The 15,407-nt window shown below is 58.5% G+C and carries 16 protein-coding genes and 1 other RNA gene; 11 read left to right on the top strand and 6 right to left on the bottom strand.

From position 1 onward, the window contains the following. The first annotated feature begins 60 nt into the window (after positions 1–60). Positions 61–1,155 carry a cell division protein ZapE gene (zapE, locus tag ACA054_RS27140; RefSeq protein WP_497686958.1) on the top strand — a complete coding sequence of 365 codons (1,095 nt, stop codon included), beginning with the start codon at positions 61–63 and terminating at the stop codon, positions 1,153–1,155. Between the two features lie 184 nt (positions 1,156–1,339). On the opposite strand, the gene ACA054_RS27135 is transcribed toward zapE, so the two are convergent. Next, positions 1,340–2,260 (bottom strand): GlxA family transcriptional regulator, encoded by a 921-nt coding sequence (locus tag ACA054_RS27135; RefSeq protein ID WP_497690382.1) that lies wholly within the window; start codon positions 2,258–2,260, stop codon positions 1,340–1,342. Positions 2,261–2,481: 221 nt separating this feature from the next. Between ACA054_RS27135 and ACA054_RS27130 the strand changes: the two genes are divergently transcribed. Beyond that, the gene (locus ACA054_RS27130) at positions 2,482–3,618 is read left to right on the top strand and encodes an acyl-CoA dehydrogenase family protein (protein ID WP_497686957.1); all 1,137 of its coding nucleotides are present in this window, start codon (positions 2,482–2,484) and stop codon (positions 3,616–3,618) included. A 130-nt stretch (positions 3,619–3,748) separates the two neighbouring features. Here the strand turns inward: ACA054_RS27130 and ACA054_RS27125 are convergent, their stop codons facing one another. After that, complete coding sequence (locus ACA054_RS27125) at positions 3,749–4,789, bottom strand: NADP(H)-dependent aldo-keto reductase (protein ID WP_497686956.1); 1,041 nt, start codon at positions 4,787–4,789, stop codon at positions 3,749–3,751. Positions 4,790–5,034: 245 nt separating this feature from the next. Here ACA054_RS27125 and rplM point away from each other — a divergent pair, with 245 nt between their 5' ends. The 7 genes from rplM to ACA054_RS27090 all read left to right on the top strand — a co-directional run bounded on the left by rplM (position 5,035) and on the right by ACA054_RS27090 (position 9,923). Then, positions 5,035–5,463 (top strand): 50S ribosomal protein L13, encoded by a 429-nt coding sequence (gene rplM, locus ACA054_RS27120; protein WP_007917032.1) that lies wholly within the window; start codon positions 5,035–5,037, stop codon positions 5,461–5,463. 14 nt (positions 5,464–5,477) lie between these two features. Further along, the gene (rpsI, locus tag ACA054_RS27115; RefSeq protein WP_003228056.1) at positions 5,478–5,870 is read left to right on the top strand and encodes a 30S ribosomal protein S9; all 393 of its coding nucleotides are present in this window, start codon (positions 5,478–5,480) and stop codon (positions 5,868–5,870) included. 268 nt (positions 5,871–6,138) lie between these two features. After that, the gene (gene petA, locus ACA054_RS27110) at positions 6,139–6,732 is read left to right on the top strand and encodes a ubiquinol-cytochrome c reductase iron-sulfur subunit (protein WP_008060255.1); all 594 of its coding nucleotides are present in this window, start codon (positions 6,139–6,141) and stop codon (positions 6,730–6,732) included. Continuing rightward, on the top strand, positions 6,732–7,943 hold the full coding sequence (locus ACA054_RS27105; RefSeq protein ID WP_497636509.1) for a cytochrome b: 1,212 nt from the start codon (positions 6,732–6,734) through the stop codon (positions 7,941–7,943). Before petA ends, ACA054_RS27105 begins: the two co-directional genes overlap by 1 nt. Further along, a complete protein-coding gene (locus ACA054_RS27100) occupies positions 7,943–8,725 on the top strand; it encodes a cytochrome c1 (RefSeq protein WP_497686955.1) in 783 nt (260 codons plus the stop codon). Before ACA054_RS27105 ends, ACA054_RS27100 begins: the two co-directional genes overlap by 1 nt. 150 nt (positions 8,726–8,875) lie before the next feature. Beyond that, positions 8,876–9,493 carry a glutathione S-transferase N-terminal domain-containing protein gene (locus ACA054_RS27095; protein WP_007972581.1) on the top strand — a complete coding sequence of 206 codons (618 nt, stop codon included), beginning with the start codon at positions 8,876–8,878 and terminating at the stop codon, positions 9,491–9,493. Positions 9,494–9,509: 16 nt separating this feature from the next. Continuing rightward, the gene (locus tag ACA054_RS27090; protein WP_007943725.1) at positions 9,510–9,923 is read left to right on the top strand and encodes a ClpXP protease specificity-enhancing factor; all 414 of its coding nucleotides are present in this window, start codon (positions 9,510–9,512) and stop codon (positions 9,921–9,923) included. Between the two features lie 212 nt (positions 9,924–10,135). Here ACA054_RS27090 and ACA054_RS27085 read toward each other — a convergent pair whose 3' ends face one another. The 4 genes from ACA054_RS27085 to ACA054_RS27070 form a co-directional block, all read right to left on the bottom strand. Continuing rightward, positions 10,136–10,714: a BON domain-containing protein gene (locus ACA054_RS27085; protein ID WP_150702954.1), complete on the bottom strand. Its 579-nt coding sequence runs from the start codon at positions 10,712–10,714 to the stop codon at positions 10,136–10,138. After that, a complete protein-coding gene (locus tag ACA054_RS27080; protein WP_007972584.1) occupies positions 10,711–11,304 on the bottom strand; it encodes a phosphoheptose isomerase in 594 nt (197 codons plus the stop codon). The genes ACA054_RS27085 and ACA054_RS27080 overlap by 4 nt, the downstream gene beginning before the upstream one ends. A 104-nt stretch (positions 11,305–11,408) precedes the next feature. Next, a complete protein-coding gene (locus ACA054_RS27075; RefSeq protein ID WP_497690381.1) occupies positions 11,409–11,771 on the bottom strand; it encodes a YraN family protein in 363 nt (120 codons plus the stop codon). Continuing rightward, entirely contained in the window at positions 11,771–13,582 is a 1,812-nt protein-coding gene (locus ACA054_RS27070) for a penicillin-binding protein activator (RefSeq protein WP_497686954.1), read from the bottom strand. The genes ACA054_RS27075 and ACA054_RS27070 overlap by 1 nt, the downstream gene beginning before the upstream one ends. A 208-nt stretch (positions 13,583–13,790) precedes the next feature. Between ACA054_RS27070 and rsmI the strand changes: the two genes are divergently transcribed. Together rsmI and rnpB are read left to right on the top strand one after the other, a co-directional pair. Next, on the top strand, positions 13,791–14,663 hold the full coding sequence (gene rsmI, locus ACA054_RS27065) for a 16S rRNA (cytidine(1402)-2'-O)-methyltransferase (RefSeq protein ID WP_497686953.1): 873 nt from the start codon (positions 13,791–13,793) through the stop codon (positions 14,661–14,663). Between the two features lie 76 nt (positions 14,664–14,739). After that, positions 14,740–15,093: RNase P RNA component class A (gene rnpB / locus ACA054_RS27060), an RNA gene on the top strand. The last annotated feature ends 314 nt before the right edge of the window (positions 15,094–15,407 follow it).

The raw sequence follows: 15,407 nt of genomic DNA, 5'->3' as shown, positions 1-15,407 counted from the left end.
GCCATTCCCACGGGCCATCGCTACAGTGACGGCCCGTTTTTGTTGCCTTGCTAACGAATTATGACGCCCCTAGAACGATATCAAGCTGATCTGAAGCGCCCTGAATTCTTCCATGATGCCGCGCAGGAAACTGCCGTGCGTCATCTGCAACGCCTGTACGACGATCTGGTCGCGGCCGAGCAGAACAAGCCGGGCCTGCTGGGCAAACTGTTTGGCAAGAAGGAACAGGCACCGGTCAAGGGCCTGTACTTCTGGGGCGGCGTGGGTCGCGGCAAGACTTACCTGGTCGACACCTTCTTCGAAGCGCTGCCGTTCAAGGAAAAGACCCGTACTCACTTCCACCGCTTCATGAAGCGCGTGCACGAAGAGATGAAGACCCTGGGCGGCGAGAAAAACCCGCTGACCATCATCGCCAAGCGCTTCGCCACCGAAGCCCGGGTGATCTGCTTCGATGAATTCTTCGTCTCCGACATCACCGACGCCATGATCCTCGGCACCTTGATGGAAGAGCTGTTCAAGAACGGAGTGACCCTGGTTGCAACGTCGAACATCGTGCCGGACGGCCTGTACAAGGACGGCCTGCAACGCGCGCGCTTCCTGCCGGCCATCGCGCTGATCAAGCAGAACACCGAGATCGTCAACGTCGACAGCGGCGTCGACTATCGCCTGCGTCACCTCGAACAAGCGGAACTGTTCCACTTCCCGCTCGACGAAGCTTCCCACGAAAGCCTGCGCAAAAGCTTCCGCGCGCTGACGCCGGAATGCACAGCAGCGATCGAGAACGACGTGCTGATGATCGAGAACCGCGAAATTCGTTCCGTGCGTACGTGCGACGACGTGGCCTGGTTTGACTTCCGCGAACTCTGCGACGGCCCGCGCAGCCAGAACGACTACATCGAACTGGGCAAGATCTTCCACGCCGTGTTGCTCAGCGGTGTCGAGCAGATGAGCGTCACCACCGACGACATCGCCCGACGCTTCATCAACATGGTCGACGAGTTCTACGATCGCAACGTAAAACTGATCATTTCTGCCGAAGTCGAACTCAAGGATCTCTACACCGGCGGTCGCCTGAACTTCGAGTTCCAGCGAACCCTCAGCCGCCTGCTGGAAATGCAGTCACACGAATTCTTGTCCCGGGCGCACAAGCCTTAACAGATTCGGCATACAAAAAAGGGCCTGCAATTGCTGGCCCTTTTTTATGTCCAGAATTCACCACAATCCCCTGTGGGAGCGAGCCTGCTCGCGAAAGCGGTGTATCAGCCAACAGTATTGTTGAATGTAAAACCAAATTCGCGAGCAGGCTCGCTCCCACCTTGGAGTGGGGTGTTTTCAGAAATTACGCAGCCTGCTGAAACTGCTGCCGATACTGGTTCGGCGACAACTCCGTATGCTGGCGGAACAATCGTGCAAAGAAGCTCGCATCGTCGTAGCCGACTTCGTAACTGATGGTCTTGATGCTCTTGCGGCTGCCGGAAAGCAGGCCTTTGGCGGTTTCGATGCGCAGTCTCTGCAGGTAGTGCAGTGGCTTGTCACCGGTAGCGGTCTGGAAGCGGCGCATGAAGTTGCGGATGCTCATGCCGTGTCCGCGGGCGACGTCTTCGAAGCGGAATTTGTCGGCGAAGTGTTCTTCGAGCCAGTGCTGGATCTGCAGGATGATCACGTCCTGGTGCAGCTTTTGTCCGCCGAAGCCGATTCTTCCTGGCGAATAGCTGCGTTGCACTTCATAGAGGATGTCTCGCGCCACGGCCTGGGAGATGTTGGCGCCGCAGAAGCGCTCGATCAGGTAGATGTACAGATCGCATGCCGAAGTGGTGCCGCCCGCGCAATACAGGTTGTCGGCGTCGGTCAGGTGCTTGTCCTGATTGAGTTGGACCTTGGGGAAGCGTTCCGCAAAGGCATTGAAGAAGCGCCAGTAGGTGGTCGCCTCCTTGCCATCGAGCAGGCCGGCTTCGGCGAGCCAGAACACGCCGGTGGCCTCTCCACAAAGTACGGCGCCGCGCGCATGTTGCTGGCGCAGCCAGGTCAGGACCTGTGGATAACGTTTGCTCAAAGTTTCGAAATCGTCCCAGAACGCGGGAATGACGATGATGTCGGCATTTTCCAGGCCGCCATCCACCGGGATCATCACGTCGCTGAAGGTGTTCACCGGCTTGCCGTCGGGACTGACCAGTCGGGTTTCGAACGCTGGAGTCAGGCCTTGGCCCAGTTGTTTTCCGTAGCGCAGGCTGGCGAGGTGGAAGAAATCCTTGGCCTGCATGAGGGTGGAAGCGAAAACCCGGTCAATGGCCAGGATGCTGACGCGCCGCAAGGGCGTGGAGGCTTGGTTAGACATAATTCAACTTTATTCTTATAGGGGAAAGTGGTCACCAGACGGCTGGATCGTCTTATTTTTTGTCGGATGTGTCCAGTGTCCTGTATCGGACGCGAGGCATAGTCTCTGAAGGTCTATTCCTTCTAAAAACAAAGATAAGGTGCCGCATGATTCCCAGAACCTTGTTCAGTTCCGAGCACGAACTTTTTCGCGACAGCGTGCGAACGTTCCTCGAAAAAGAGGCGGTGCCGTTCCATGGGCAATGGGAAAAACAGGGCTATATCGATCGACAGCTCTGGAACAAGGCAGGGGAGGCGGGGATGTTGTGCTCGCATCTGCCGGAACAGTACGGCGGGTTGGGGGCGGACTTTCTGTACAGCGCGGTGGTCATCGAAGAGGTGGGACGCCTGGGGCTGACCGGTATTGGTTTTTCCCTGCATTCGGACATCGTTGCGCCCTACATCCTGCATTACGGCAGTGAAATGCTGAAACACAAATACCTGCCGAAACTGGTGTCTGGCGAGATGGTCAGTGCCATTGCCATGACCGAGCCCGGTGCCGGTTCCGACCTGCAAGGGGTGAAGACCACCGCAGTGCTCGATGGCGACGAGTATGTGATCAACGGCTCGAAGACCTTCATCACCAACGGTTTTCTCGCAGACCTGGTGATCGTCGTCGCCAAGACCGATCCGAAGGCGGGCGCGAAGGGCACCAGTCTGTTTTTGGTCGAGGCCAATACGCCGGGCTTCGACAAGGGCAAGCGTCTGGAAAAGGTCGGTATGAAAGCCCAAGACACTTCGGAGCTGTTCTTTCAGGACGTTCGAGTACCCAAGGAAAACCTGCTGGGCCAGGCAGGGATGGGGTTCGCGTATCTGATGCAAGAATTGCCGCAGGAGCGCCTCACGGTGGCCATCGGCGGTCTGGCTTCAGCCGAAGCGGCGTTGCAATGGACCCTGGAATACACCCGCGAGCGCAAGGCCTTCGGCAAGGCGATTGCTGACTTCCAGAACACCCGTTTCAAACTCGCCGAGATGGCGACCGAGATCCAGATTGGCCGGGTCTTTGTCGACCGCTGCCTGGAGTTGCACCTGCAAGGCAAGCTCGACGTGCCGACGGCGGCGATGTCGAAGTATTGGGGCACGGACCTGCAATGCAAGGTGCTCGACGAGTGCGTGCAGTTGCATGGCGGCTACGGTTTCATGTGGGAATACCCGATTGCCCGGGCGTGGGCGGATGCGCGGGTGCAGCGGATCTATGCGGGGACGAACGAGATCATGAAGGAGATCATTGCACGGTCACTGTAATGCAGTGTTGATCGTTCCCACGCTCTGCGTGGGAATGCCTCAAGGGACGCTCCGCGTTCCAGCTTCAGAAAGGGACGCGGAGCGTCCCGGGCTGCATTCCCACGCAGAGCGTGGGAACGATCGGCACAAACTACGGGGCAGGATTCGGATGATCCTTGTGAATCGCCTCGATCCCTTCCAGGACTTCATCCGAGAGTTTCAGATCAAAACTGGCAATGTTGCTATCCAGTTGCTCCAGGGTCGTGGCGCCAATGATGTTGCTGGTCACGAACGGCTGTTGCGTGACGAATGCCAGGGCCATTTGCGCCGGGTCCAGGCCGTGCTCGCGGGCCAGTGCGACGTAACGGCTGCATGCCGCTTCCGACTGCGGGTTGAAATAGCGGCTGAAGCGGCTGTAGAGGCTCAGGCGACCTTTTGGCGGACGCGCCCCACCTTCGTACTTGCCTGACAGGAAACCGAACGCCAGCGGCGAATAGGCGAGCAGGCCGCACTGTTCGCGAATGGCGATTTCCGCCAGGCCGACCTCGAAGCTGCGGTTGAGCAGGTTGTACGGGTTCTGGATCGACGCCGCGCGCGGCCAGCCGCGGGCCTCAGCCAGGGCCAGGAAGCGCATGGTGCCCCAAGGCGTTTCGTTGGACAGGCCGATGTGGCGGATCTTGCCGGCCCTGACCTGTTCGTCCAGCGCTTCGAGGGTGTCCTCCAGTGGCGTCAGGTTGGCTTCGGTCTGGTGCTTGTAGCCCAGTTGGCCGAAGAAATTGGTGCTGCGCTCCGGCCAGTGCAACTGGTACAGGTCGATGTAGTCGGTCTGTAGGCGCTGGAGGCTGGCATCCACGGCCTCAGTGATGTGCTGGCGATTGTGCCGCAGGTTTTTGTCGCGGATGTAGTCGATGGTGTTGCCGGGGCCGGCGATCTTGCTGGCGAGGATCCAGTCGCTGCGGTCGCCGCGGCTTTTGAAGTAATTGCCGATGTAGCGTTCGGTGGTGGCGTAGGTTTCGGCCTTGGGCGGTACCGGGTACATTTCAGCGGTGTCGATGAAGTTGATCCCGGCGCCCTTGGCTCGCTCGATCTGGGCGAAGGCGTCTGCCTCGCTATTTTGCTCGCCCCAGGTCATGGTTCCGAGGCAGATTGCACTGACGTTCAGGTTGGTTCGGCCTAGCTGGCGATAGTCCATCGGGTGCTCCCTGGGCAAAACAATCATAAAAGCAGGTTGAATTATTTTTCGCAATCTGCATAATTGCGCACCTCTTTCTGCAGTGGAAGTGATGCGCCGCCGCCGAAGAATCTTGCCGTTGAACGGACGCGCCGACCCGAGCCCCCGAAAGCGTCTGTATCCGGCTGCCTTTGACTTGTCAAAGTACGCACTATTCAGTAAGATCCGCCGTCTAATTTACAGGGCGGCCCCTGAGGCTATAAAGAATGAAAACTTTTACTGCTAAACCGGAAACAGTAAAGCGCGACTGGTTTGTCGTCGACGCTGCTGGTCAGACCCTGGGTCGTCTGGCCACCGAAATCGCGAGCCGTCTGCGTGGCAAGCACAAGCCTGAGTACACTCCTCACGTTGACACCGGCGACTACATCGTCGTAATCAACGCCGAGCAGATCCGTGTTACCGGTGCTAAAACCACTGACAAAATGTACTACTCCCACTCCGGTTTCCCGGGCGGCATCAAGTCGATCAACTTTGAAAAGCTGATCGCCAAGGCCCCTGAGCGCGTGATCGAGACCGCGGTCAAAGGCATGCTGCCTAAGAACCCGCTGGGTCGCGACATGTACCGTAAGCTGAAAGTCTATGCGGGCGCTGCACACCCACATACTGCTCAGCAGCCCCAAGAACTGAAGTTTTAACGGAATAGTACATTATGTCGGCGACTCAAAATTACGGCACTGGCCGTCGCAAGACCGCAACCGCACGCGTTTTCCTGCGTCCGGGTACTGGTAACATCTCCATCAACAACCGTTCGCTGGATAATTTCTTCGGCCGCGAAACTGCCCGCATGGTAGTTCGTCAGCCGCTGGAATTGACTGAGACTGTCGAGAAGTTCGACATCTACGTCACCGTGATCGGCGGTGGTGTGAGTGGTCAAGCTGGCGCAATCCGCCACGGCATCACCCGCGCTCTGATGGACTACGACGAAACTCTGCGCAGCGCTCTGCGTAAAGCCGGCTTCGTAACCCGCGATGCACGTGAAGTTGAACGTAAGAAAGTTGGTCTGCGTAAAGCGCGTAAGCGTCCGCAGTACTCGAAGCGTTAATTCGCTTCCACGTTCAAAAAAGAACGCCCAGTTTCCTCACGGATCTGGGCGTTTTTTTGTGCGTGCGATTTCTCAAAGAATTGCGCTGTGACAACTTGCCACATCAGCAGAGCCCCTATACTACAAGGCTTGGCAATGGTGCCCTGGGGTAATTACCTTGTCAGAATTGGGGCTTTTCATTACCATTCGGCAAAATTTTTATAAGTACAGAGTTTTACTTAGTAGATGCCTGATTTAACAGGCCACAAAGCTGATGGGAGAGGACTGAATGAGCAATGACGGCGTGAATGCAGGCCGGCGTCGCTTCTTGGTAGCAGCCACATCCGTGGTGGGTGCTGCAGGAGCGGTGGGGGCTGCGGTCCCGTTCGTGGGGTCATGGTTTCCCAGTGCCAAGGCGAAAGCCGCAGGTGCACCGGTGAAAGTGAATGTCAGCAAGATCGAGCCAGGCCAGCAGATGATTGCTGAGTGGCGCGGCCAGCCGGTGTTCATCGTCCGCCGTACCGAGGAAATCCTGGGGAATCTGAAAAAGATCGAGGGCCAGCTCTCTGACCCGACCTCCAAGAACTCGACACAACCGACCTATGTCGACCCCGAAACGCGGTCGATCAAGCCTGAAGTTTTGCTGCTGATCGGCATCTGCACGCACCTGGGTTGCTCGCCGACCTTCCGTCCCGAAGTCGCGCCCGCAGACTTGGGCAAGGACTGGGTAGGTGGCTATTTCTGCCCTTGCCACGGCTCCCACTACGACCTGGCTGGCCGCGTCTACAAGTCGCAACCTGCGCCTTTGAACCTGCCAGTTCCCCCGCATTCCTATGAGACCGATGACATCATCGTCGTTGGCGTCGATACGGAGAAAGCGTGATGAGCAAGTTCATGGATTGGGTTGATGCGCGCTTTCCCGCGACCAAAATGTGGGAAGACCATCTCAGCAAGTACTACGCCCCGAAGAACTTCAACTTCTTCTATTTCTTTGGCTCCCTGGCGCTGCTCGTTCTGGTCAACCAGATCGTCACCGGTGTCTGGCTGACCATGAGCTACACCCCGTCGGCGGAAGAAGCCTTCGCTTCCGTCGAGTACATCATGCGCGACGTCGAGTACGGCTCGATCCTGCGCCTGCTGCACTCCACCGGCGCTTCGGCGTTCTTCGTCGTGGTCTATCTGCACATGTTCCGTGGTTTGCTCTACGGTTCGTACCAGAAGCCGCGTGAGCTGGTGTGGGTCTTCGGCATGCTGATCTATCTGGCGCTGATGGCTGAAGCCTTCATGGGTTACCTGCTGCCGTGGGGTCAGATGTCCTACTGGGGCGCCCAGGTGATCATCTCGTTGTTCGGTGCGATCCCGGTCATCGGAAACGACCTGACCCAGTGGATTCGTGGTGACTACCTGATCTCCGGCATCACCCTGAACCGCTTCTTTGCCTTGCATGTGGTGGCGCTGCCCATCGTGATTCTCGGCCTGGTGGTGCTGCACGTCCTGGCGCTGCACGAAGTCGGTTCGAACAACCCGGACGGTGTGGACATCAAGAAATACAAAGACGAAAACGGCGTACCGCTGGACGGCATTGCCTTCCACCCGTACTACACCGTGAAAGATATCGTCGGCGTGGTGGTGTTCCTGTTCATCTTCTGTTCGATCGTGTTCTTCTTCCCGGAAATGGGTGGCTACTTCCTCGAGAAGCCGAACTTTGAAGTGGCGAACGCCTTCAAGACCCCAGAGCACATCGCTCCGGTCTGGTACTTCACGCCTTTCTACGCGATCTTGCGCGCGGTTCCGGACAAGCTCCTGGGTGTGATCGCCATGGGTGCGGCCATTGCCGTGCTGTTCGTCCTGCCATGGCTGGACCGTAGCCCGGTCAAGTCGATGCGCTACAAGGGTTGGATGAGCAAGATCTGGCTCTGGGTGTTCTGCATTTCGTTCGTGATCCTGGGCGTGTTGGGTGTTCTGGCTCCGACTCCAGGCCGTACGTTGCTGTCGCAGGTATGTACCTTCCTGTACTTCGCCTACTTCATTCTGATGCCGTTCTACACCAGGCTCGAGAAGACCAAACCGGTTCCGGAAAGGGTGACTGGCTGATGAAAAAACTATTTGCGGTACTGATTCTTGCTGCCCTGCCGGTGTTGTCCTTTGCGGCTGAACACGGTGGTCCCGAGCTGGAAAAAGTCGACATCGACGTTTCCGACAAGGCTGCGATGCAGGATGGCGCGCGTACGTTCGCCAACTATTGCATGGGCTGCCACAGCGCCAAGTTCCAGCGTTATGAGCGTGTTGCCGATGACCTCGGTATTCCACATGAGTTGATGCTCGACAAGCTGGTGTTCACCGGTGCCAAGATCGGCGATCACATGAACATCGGCATGCAGCCAGCTGACGCCAAGACCTGGTTCGGTGCGGCGCCGCCTGACCTGACCTTGGTCGCTCGTGTACGTGGCACCGATTGGCTCTACGGTTACCTGAAGTCGTTCTATGAAGATCCGTCGCGCCCATGGGGTGTGAACAACAAGGTCTTCCCGAACGTGGGCATGCCCAACGTGCTGGTCGGCCTGCAAGGTCGTCAGGTCGTCGGTTGCAAGCAGGTTCAAATCGTCGAGGACGGCAAGAAGCAATATGATCCGCTGACCGGTACGGCGCTGACTCATGAAGCGTGCGATCAGCTGACCATCGTGCCGAAGAGTGGTGCCCTGACCGAAGAGCAGTTCGATGAGAAGGTCAAGAATCTGGTAACCTTCCTGGCTTACTCGGCTAACCCGGTTAAGCTGCAACATCAGCGCATCGGTACGTACGTATTGCTGTACCTGGCGTTCTTCTTCGTATTCGCTTACTTGCTCAAGCGCGAATACTGGAAAGATGTGCACTGATAAAGCTTCAAGCAATTGCTGTTAATCGCGCGCGCCCAAGGGCGCCTCTGAAGGGGTAACGAGCCTGGTGAGCCAGGCGTTACGGGAGGCGCCCTCTGGGCGCGCTCGTTTTTCCGCTTCCGATAATTTCAACAAGCGAGGAGGATCGCCATGGGCGTGACCAATCGGTTGGCCTGTTACTCCGACCCCGCCGACCACTATTCCCACCGAGTGCGAATCGTACTGGCAGAGAAGGGTGTCAGCGCCGAGATCATTTACGTGGAGGCTGGTCGCCAGCCGCCTAAACTGATCGAAGTGAACCCTTACGGCAGCTTGCCGACGCTGGTCGATCGTGACCTGGCGTTGTGGGAGTCTACGGTGGTGATGGAATATCTGGATGAGCGTTACCCACATCCGCCGCTGTTGCCGGTCTATCCGGTGGCGCGTGCCAACAGTCGTTTGCTGATTCATCGTATTCAGCGTGACTGGTGTGGTCTGGTGGATCTGATCCTGGATTCGCGGACCAAGGAAGCGGCGCGTGCCGTGGCGCGTAAAGAGCTGCGCGAGAGCCTGACAGGCGTGTCGCCGCTGTTTGCCGACAAGCCGTTTTTCCTCAGTGAGGAACAAAGCCTGGTGGATTGCTGCCTATTGCCAATACTCTGGCGATTGCCGATTCTGGGTATAGAACTGCCGCGGCCAGCCAAGCCGCTGCTTGATTACATGGAGCGCCAGTTTGCGCGTGAGGCTTTCCAGGCGAGTCTGTCTGGTGTCGAACGCGACATGCGCTAAGGCTTAAGGAGCCGCTATGAACTCCAGTCGACCTTATCTGGTCCGTGCGCTCTACGAGTGGATTGTTGATAACGATTGCACCCCGCACATGCTGGTCAATTCCGAGTATCCCTCGGTGCAGGTGCCGCAAGGTTTTGCCAGTGATGGCCAAATCGTCCTGAACGTATCGCCACAGGCCGTGCGTCATTTGCACATGGACAACGAGGCAGTGAGCTTCGAAGGCCGCTTTGGTGGGGTGCCGCATACCCTGTACGTGCCTATCGCATCGATCCTGGGCATCTACGCCCGGGAGAATGGCCAGGGCATGGTGTTCGATCTGGAGTCGCCCATGGAGGACGAGGAAGAGATCGAGCCGGATGATGATATTCCGCCTCCGGACAGCGAGCCACCGCGGCCAAGCGGCCGGCCGAGCTTGAAGGTGGTGAAATAAAAAAGGGCGATCCGCAAGGATCGCCCTTTTTTATTTCTGTAGGAGCCAGGCTTGCCGGCGAAGGCGTCTTTGAACATTGCGCCAGTCTTTCGGCCACCTTCGCCGGCAAGCCTGGCTCCTACAGAGCGATGGCGATCTTAAGGGCGCCTTCGCCGGCAAGCCTGGCTCCTACAAGGCGGTGGCGATTTCAGAATCGCGATCGCCGAGGAGGATCAGTCGATGTACTCAAACAGCTTCACAATCTTCTGCACCCCGGAAACCCCTTGCACCAGGCTCGTCGCCTGAGCGGCTTCCTGCTTGGTCAGCAAGCCCAGCAGGTAAACGATGCCATTCTCGGTGACAACCTTGATGCGCGAGCCGGGGATGTTCGGGTCGGTGAGCATCTGGGTCTTGATCTTGGAGGTCAGCCAGGTGTCGTTCTGGCGGGCAAGGAAACCGGAGGGTGGCAGGACCTGAAGTTCGTTGTGGACCGTCTTCACCCGCTGAACGGCAGCAGCGGCTTGTTCGGCCTTGGCCTTGAGGTCGGCGCGCGGGGTTTGCCCGGCGAGCAGCACGACGCCGTTGAAGCTGGTGACGACAATGTGCGAGTCGTTGTCCAGGGCCGGATCGGCCTTGGCGATGTTGACTCCGACCTTGGTGTCGATCAATGAATCGTCGATCTTGCTGCCGAAAGTGCGGGTGCCGCGGTCATCTTCAATCGGTGCTTCACGGCTGGCATTAACCACCGAGGTGCAGCCGCTGATGCCGAGGCACAGGGTCAGGGCCAGTAGGCCGAGGCGATTAGGGGTCATTCTTCACTCCCGAACAGTTGGCTGTCGATCAAGTCGCAAAGGCAGTGGATCGCCAGCAGGTGGACTTCCTGGATACGTGCGGTGACGTTGGCCGGTACGCGAATCTCGACGTCCTCGGGCAAAAGCAGCGACGCCATGCCGCCGCCATCGCGACCGGTCAATGCTACGACAATCATTTCGCGATCATGTGCGGCCTGGATCGCTTGAATTATGTTTGCCGAGTTGCCGCTGGTGGAAATTGCCAGCAGTACATCGCCCGGCTGGCCGAGTGCGCGGATCTGTTTGGAGAAGATTTCGTTGTAGCTGTAGTCGTTGGCGATCGAGGTGATCGTCGAGCTGTCCGTGGTCAGCGCAATGGCGGGCAGGCTCGGGCGTTCGCGCTCGAAGCGGTTGAGCAGTTCGGACGAAAAGTGCTGAGCGTCGCCAGCAGAACCACCGTTGCCGCAGGAAAGCATCTTTCCTTCGTTGAGCAAGGCGTTGACCATCACCTGGCTGGCTTGCTCGATGTGCGGTGCAAGTACTTCCATCGCCTGTTGCTTGGTGTCGATACTGGCCTGGAAAAGCTGGCGAATTCGGGATTGCATGTCCATCTGTGTGACCTTAATGAGCGCGGCTGTCCGGCACGTGAATGTGCAGCCCGCAAAGCAAAGAGCAAAAGTGTTGAGTGGTAGTGCCCGGTTCGGGGCGCAGGCAATCAGCTGTCGAAGGCATTTTGCAACCAGTTCAACTGATCGAGGTCGCTGTCGATCGCGACTACGTCGAAGCGGCAAGGGGAATTGGCCCAGCGCGACTCTCGCTGAAGAAAATACTGTGCGGCAAAAATCAGTTTTTGCCGTTTGCGCTCATCGATGCTATCGAGCGCGCCACCCCATTGAGTGTTTTTTCTGTAGCGAACTTCAACGAATACTACTGTATCGCTATCTAGCATGACCAGATCAAGCTCGCCGCGTTTGCACAACCAGTTCTGCGCCAGTAGCTGCAGGCCGTGTTGCTGAAGATGCTCGAGCGCATGGCGCTCGGCATCTTTACCGCATTGCTGGCGTGACCTTTCAGGCATTAGCGTGGGGTGTTCGGCAGGCGTTGAACCTGGCCATTGACGAACTCCGCCCATGGCAACTCACGCACCACTCGCTGGTTCTGGGTCATGCTCAGGCTGCCCGATTGGCCTTCGATACGGCTATCCGGCAGGGCCTTGAGCTGGCCCAGGCGTGGTGCCAGGCGATAGGCATCCACGCCCATGGCGTACAGGCGACCCAGGCTGCCGGCCGCTTGCGGCCATTGCGCGGTTACCTGGCGACGCAGCGGGTCATTGGCGTCCAGCAACCATGGGGTTTCACAGAAGCGCACGCCATTCATGTCGTTGTACTGGTTGACGTCGCCGCTGGCGCTGAAGACGTGGGACGTGGCGTAGACCGGAACGTCACCGGCGTACTGGAAGTTCAGGGTCGGCTTGATCTGCTGCGCCTGTTGTGGCGTTGCGGCGAGGAAAATGAACTCGATGTCCTGGCGGCGCGACGGCTGGGCGGCTACCTGCGAGCCAACTGTGGTTTGCAGGCTCTTGGCGCGACCTTCACTTTGGCGTAGCTGGAACATGTCGGCAATCTGCTGGGCCAGTTGTACCGGCTGGTCAACACGCTCGGTGGCGACGATGCTGCCGCCATTGGCTTGCCAGTCCTGGCTGAACGCCTTGAGTACGCGGTCGCCCCATTCGCCTTTGGGCACCATGATGGCGGCGCGATGCAGGCCGTCGGCGCGAGCGCGGCGGGAGACTTCGCGAGCTTCGTCTTCAGCGGCCAGGCCGAACTGGAACAGCTGGGCTGGACCTTGTGCGCCTTCGCTGTAGTTCAGTGCCAGTGTGGTGATCGGCAGTTGTGGGCGGGCGCTGAGCTGTTTGACCAGTGGTTTTTCCAGCGGGCCTACGACCAGTTGCACGCCATCGGCCTGGGCCTTGCTATAGAACTCGTCGAGCGAGGTCAGGCGCGAGCTGTCGTAGAACTCGATGGCTGGAGGTTTCTGCCCGGCTTGTTGCGCCTGGTAGTGGGCGGCCATGAAGCCTTCGCGCAATGCCTTGCCGACCGACGCCAGCGGGCCGTCCTGCGGCAGGAGCAGGGCAATTTTGCTCAGGGGCTGGCTGGCCAGGTCCTTGAGGTTGGTCAGTGGCAGCGGCAGCTGGATGGCGGCCGGGTGTTTCGGGTTCTGGGCGCGCCAGTTGTCGATCGCCGCCTGCTGCTGTTCGAGGGTGCCGGCAGATTTCACCGCCAGCGCCAGGGCCATCCAGCCGCCAAGATCGTCGGTGGTGGTCGGCTGCAATTGATCGGTCGGCAGCGAAGCGATCAGGACCCAGATCGCCTCGTGGTTCTTGCTGGCCGCTTCACCGCTGAGCATGGGGGCGATGAAGATGCGTTCCCGCGCAGCGGCGAGGGTCTGGCCATCGGCTTCAAGGGCGCGGGCGTGAACGGTGCCGGTGCGGACTTGTTGCTCTTCCGGCATTTCACCGAGGCGCTGCAGGCTTGGATGGCTCAAGGCAGTCAGCGCGGCTTTCGGTTGATTGCGTGTCATGGCCAGCTCGGCCGCCAGGGTGTTGGCGAAGATCTGCTGGCCCGGCTTGAGTGTTTCCACGGGAACCTGTTGCAGGATCTGCGCGGACTGGCCGGCATTGCCCTGGCGATAGGCCAGGTCGGCTGCGCTCAGGCGCAGCAGCGCCGCGTCTTCAGGCGTTTTGCTTTGGGCGGCCTTTTCGAGCAGTTGCTCGATGCTGGCATCCGGGGTCCGTGGAAGTTCGCCAAGGCTGGAGGAGGGCGAGCTGGCGCAAGCCGCCAGCAAGGCAGCGAGGCATAGGGCAGAGAACAGCCGCAGGCAAGCGATCATGTAGTGTTCCTGATACTCGATCAAATTAGCGTGGAATTGTACCCAAGCACTGGCCGGGGCGCGATGTTGCTGGTGTGAATCAGCCAATTTAGCTGGTGTAAATGTTGCTGTGCGGCACAAAAGGCTGCAAAAGCGTGTGCTGCTTGCCCGTATCGCGAGCGTCGCTACGCGCTACAATGGCCGTTTTATCGATCATGAGGTGTGCGCTTTGACTGCTCCAGGTGCTTTGAATTCCGCTGCTGGCTCGCTATATGTGGTGGCGACGCCCATCGGCAACCTGGACGATATCAGTGCCCGGGCGCTGAAGATTCTGCGTGAGGTCGCCTTGATTGCCGCCGAGGACACCCGTCATTCCCAGCGCCTGATGCAGCATTTCGGCATTCCTACGCCCCTGGCTGCCTGTCATGAACACAACGAGCGCGATGAAGGTAGCCGCTTTATTACCCGCTTGCTTGCGGGTGACGATGTCGCGTTGATTTCCGATGCCGGCACGCCGCTGATTTCTGATCCGGGCTATCACCTGGTCCGTCAGGCGCGTGCGGCGGGCATCAATGTGGTGCCGGTGCCGGGGGCTTGTGCGTTGATTGCGGCCCTGTCGGCGGCGGGTTTGCCGTCGGACCGTTTCATCTTCGAAGGCTTCCTGCCGGCCAAGGCGGTGGGGCGGCGTGCGCGTCTGGAGCTCATCAAAGAGGAACCGCGCACGCTGATTTTCTACGAGGCGCCGCACCGTATCCTCGAATGCCTGCAGGACATGGAGCAGGTGTTCGGCGCCGAGCGCCCTGCATTGCTGGCGCGGGAACTGACCAAGACGTTCGAAACGCTCAAGGGCTTGCCGCTCGCCGAGTTGCGCGAGTTCGTCGAGTCGGACAGTAACCAGCAGCGTGGCGAGTGTGTGGTGTTGGTGGCGGGATGGACGGCTCCCGAGGAGGAAGGCACTGTCAGCAGTGAAGCGATGCGGATCCTCGACCTGTTGCTCGAAGAGATGCCGCTCAAGCGTGCCGCAGCGTTGGCCGCGCAAATTACCGGCGAACGCAAGAATGTTCTCTATCAGGTTGCGCTGGATAAACAGAAAGCCGAGTAAAAACCCGACGCGCTGGCGTGGCTGGAGGCGTTTATCACTTGTTCTTCGGCCGCTCTGCCGTTAACCTTCGCGGCGGAGAGTCGATCGGACAGTCGCTGCCCTCTATGAAAATTAGGGGGGGGAGGAAAGTCCGGGCTCCATAGGGCGAAGTGCCAGGTAATGCCTGGGAGGCGTGAGCCTACGGAAAGTGCCACAGAAAATAACCGCCTAAGCGCTTCGGCGCCGGTAAGGGTGAAAAGGTGCGGTAAGAGCGCACCGCACGTCTGGCAACAGTTCGTGGCTAGGTAAACCCCACTTGGAGCAAGACCAAATAGGGTCCCAAGGCGTGGCCCGCGCTGGGACCGGGTAGGTTGCTAAAGATGTCCAGTGATGGCCATCGTAGACGAATGACTGTTCAAGACAGAACCCGGCTTACAGATCGACTCTCCACCTTTTTTCTCCCCTCTGCTTAAATCATTGAGCAGGGGTTTCGATGATGGCAATTTCCCTCCTTTCTCAATCGTCCTCATTATCACTTTCGTAATATCAAAAAAATCTTACTCTTAATAAATCACTTTAACTTCTGAACGCAGCCCCTTGTGCTGATTCAAGTTATTGGGCGGTTTCAGCCGCCTGATCCTGCTTGCTCCCCTCTATATGCTCGTAAATCTCAGTTCTGTAAGGGTTTTCCTGTAATCCGCGCCTTGACGGTGCGGTGGGCGCATTCCTATAGTGTGCGCAAGTGGCGGAAAGTGGCATGAAGTG

The organism is Pseudomonas sp. LBUM1653, assembly GCF_059716115.1.
This window is presented reverse-complemented; position numbering and strand designations above follow the sequence as displayed.

What these genes read in the sequence shown, in the direction of transcription:
- ACA054_RS27080 (WP_007972584.1), bottom strand. Translation starts at nt 11,304, where the DNA reads ATGGACATGCAATCCCGAATTCGCCAGCTTTTCCAGGCCAGTATCGAC.
- ACA054_RS27075 (WP_497690381.1), bottom strand. Translation starts at nt 11,771, where the DNA reads ATGCCTGAAAGGTCACGCCAGCAATGCGGTAAAGATGCCGAGCGCCAT.
- ACA054_RS27130 (WP_497686957.1), top strand. Translation starts at nt 2,482, where the DNA reads ATGATTCCCAGAACCTTGTTCAGTTCCGAGCACGAACTTTTTCGCGAC.
- petA (WP_008060255.1), top strand. Translation starts at nt 6,139, where the DNA reads ATGAGCAATGACGGCGTGAATGCAGGCCGGCGTCGCTTCTTGGTAGCA.
- ACA054_RS27105 (WP_497636509.1), top strand. Translation starts at nt 6,732, where the DNA reads ATGAGCAAGTTCATGGATTGGGTTGATGCGCGCTTTCCCGCGACCAAA.
- ACA054_RS27070 (WP_497686954.1), bottom strand. Translation starts at nt 13,582, where the DNA reads ATGATCGCTTGCCTGCGGCTGTTCTCTGCCCTATGCCTCGCTGCCTTG.
- ACA054_RS27095 (WP_007972581.1), top strand. Translation starts at nt 8,876, where the DNA reads ATGGGCGTGACCAATCGGTTGGCCTGTTACTCCGACCCCGCCGACCAC.
- ACA054_RS27090 (WP_007943725.1), top strand. Translation starts at nt 9,510, where the DNA reads ATGAACTCCAGTCGACCTTATCTGGTCCGTGCGCTCTACGAGTGGATT.
- ACA054_RS27135 (WP_497690382.1), bottom strand. Translation starts at nt 2,260, where the DNA reads ATGCAGGCCAAGGATTTCTTCCACCTCGCCAGCCTGCGCTACGGAAAA.
- ACA054_RS27085 (WP_150702954.1), bottom strand. Translation starts at nt 10,714, where the DNA reads ATGACCCCTAATCGCCTCGGCCTACTGGCCCTGACCCTGTGCCTCGGC.
- rpsI (WP_003228056.1), top strand. Translation starts at nt 5,478, where the DNA reads ATGTCGGCGACTCAAAATTACGGCACTGGCCGTCGCAAGACCGCAACC.
- ACA054_RS27125 (WP_497686956.1), bottom strand. Translation starts at nt 4,789, where the DNA reads ATGGACTATCGCCAGCTAGGCCGAACCAACCTGAACGTCAGTGCAATC.
- rplM (WP_007917032.1), top strand. Translation starts at nt 5,035, where the DNA reads ATGAAAACTTTTACTGCTAAACCGGAAACAGTAAAGCGCGACTGGTTT.
- zapE (WP_497686958.1), top strand. Translation starts at nt 61, where the DNA reads ATGACGCCCCTAGAACGATATCAAGCTGATCTGAAGCGCCCTGAATTC.
- ACA054_RS27100 (WP_497686955.1), top strand. Translation starts at nt 7,943, where the DNA reads ATGAAAAAACTATTTGCGGTACTGATTCTTGCTGCCCTGCCGGTGTTG.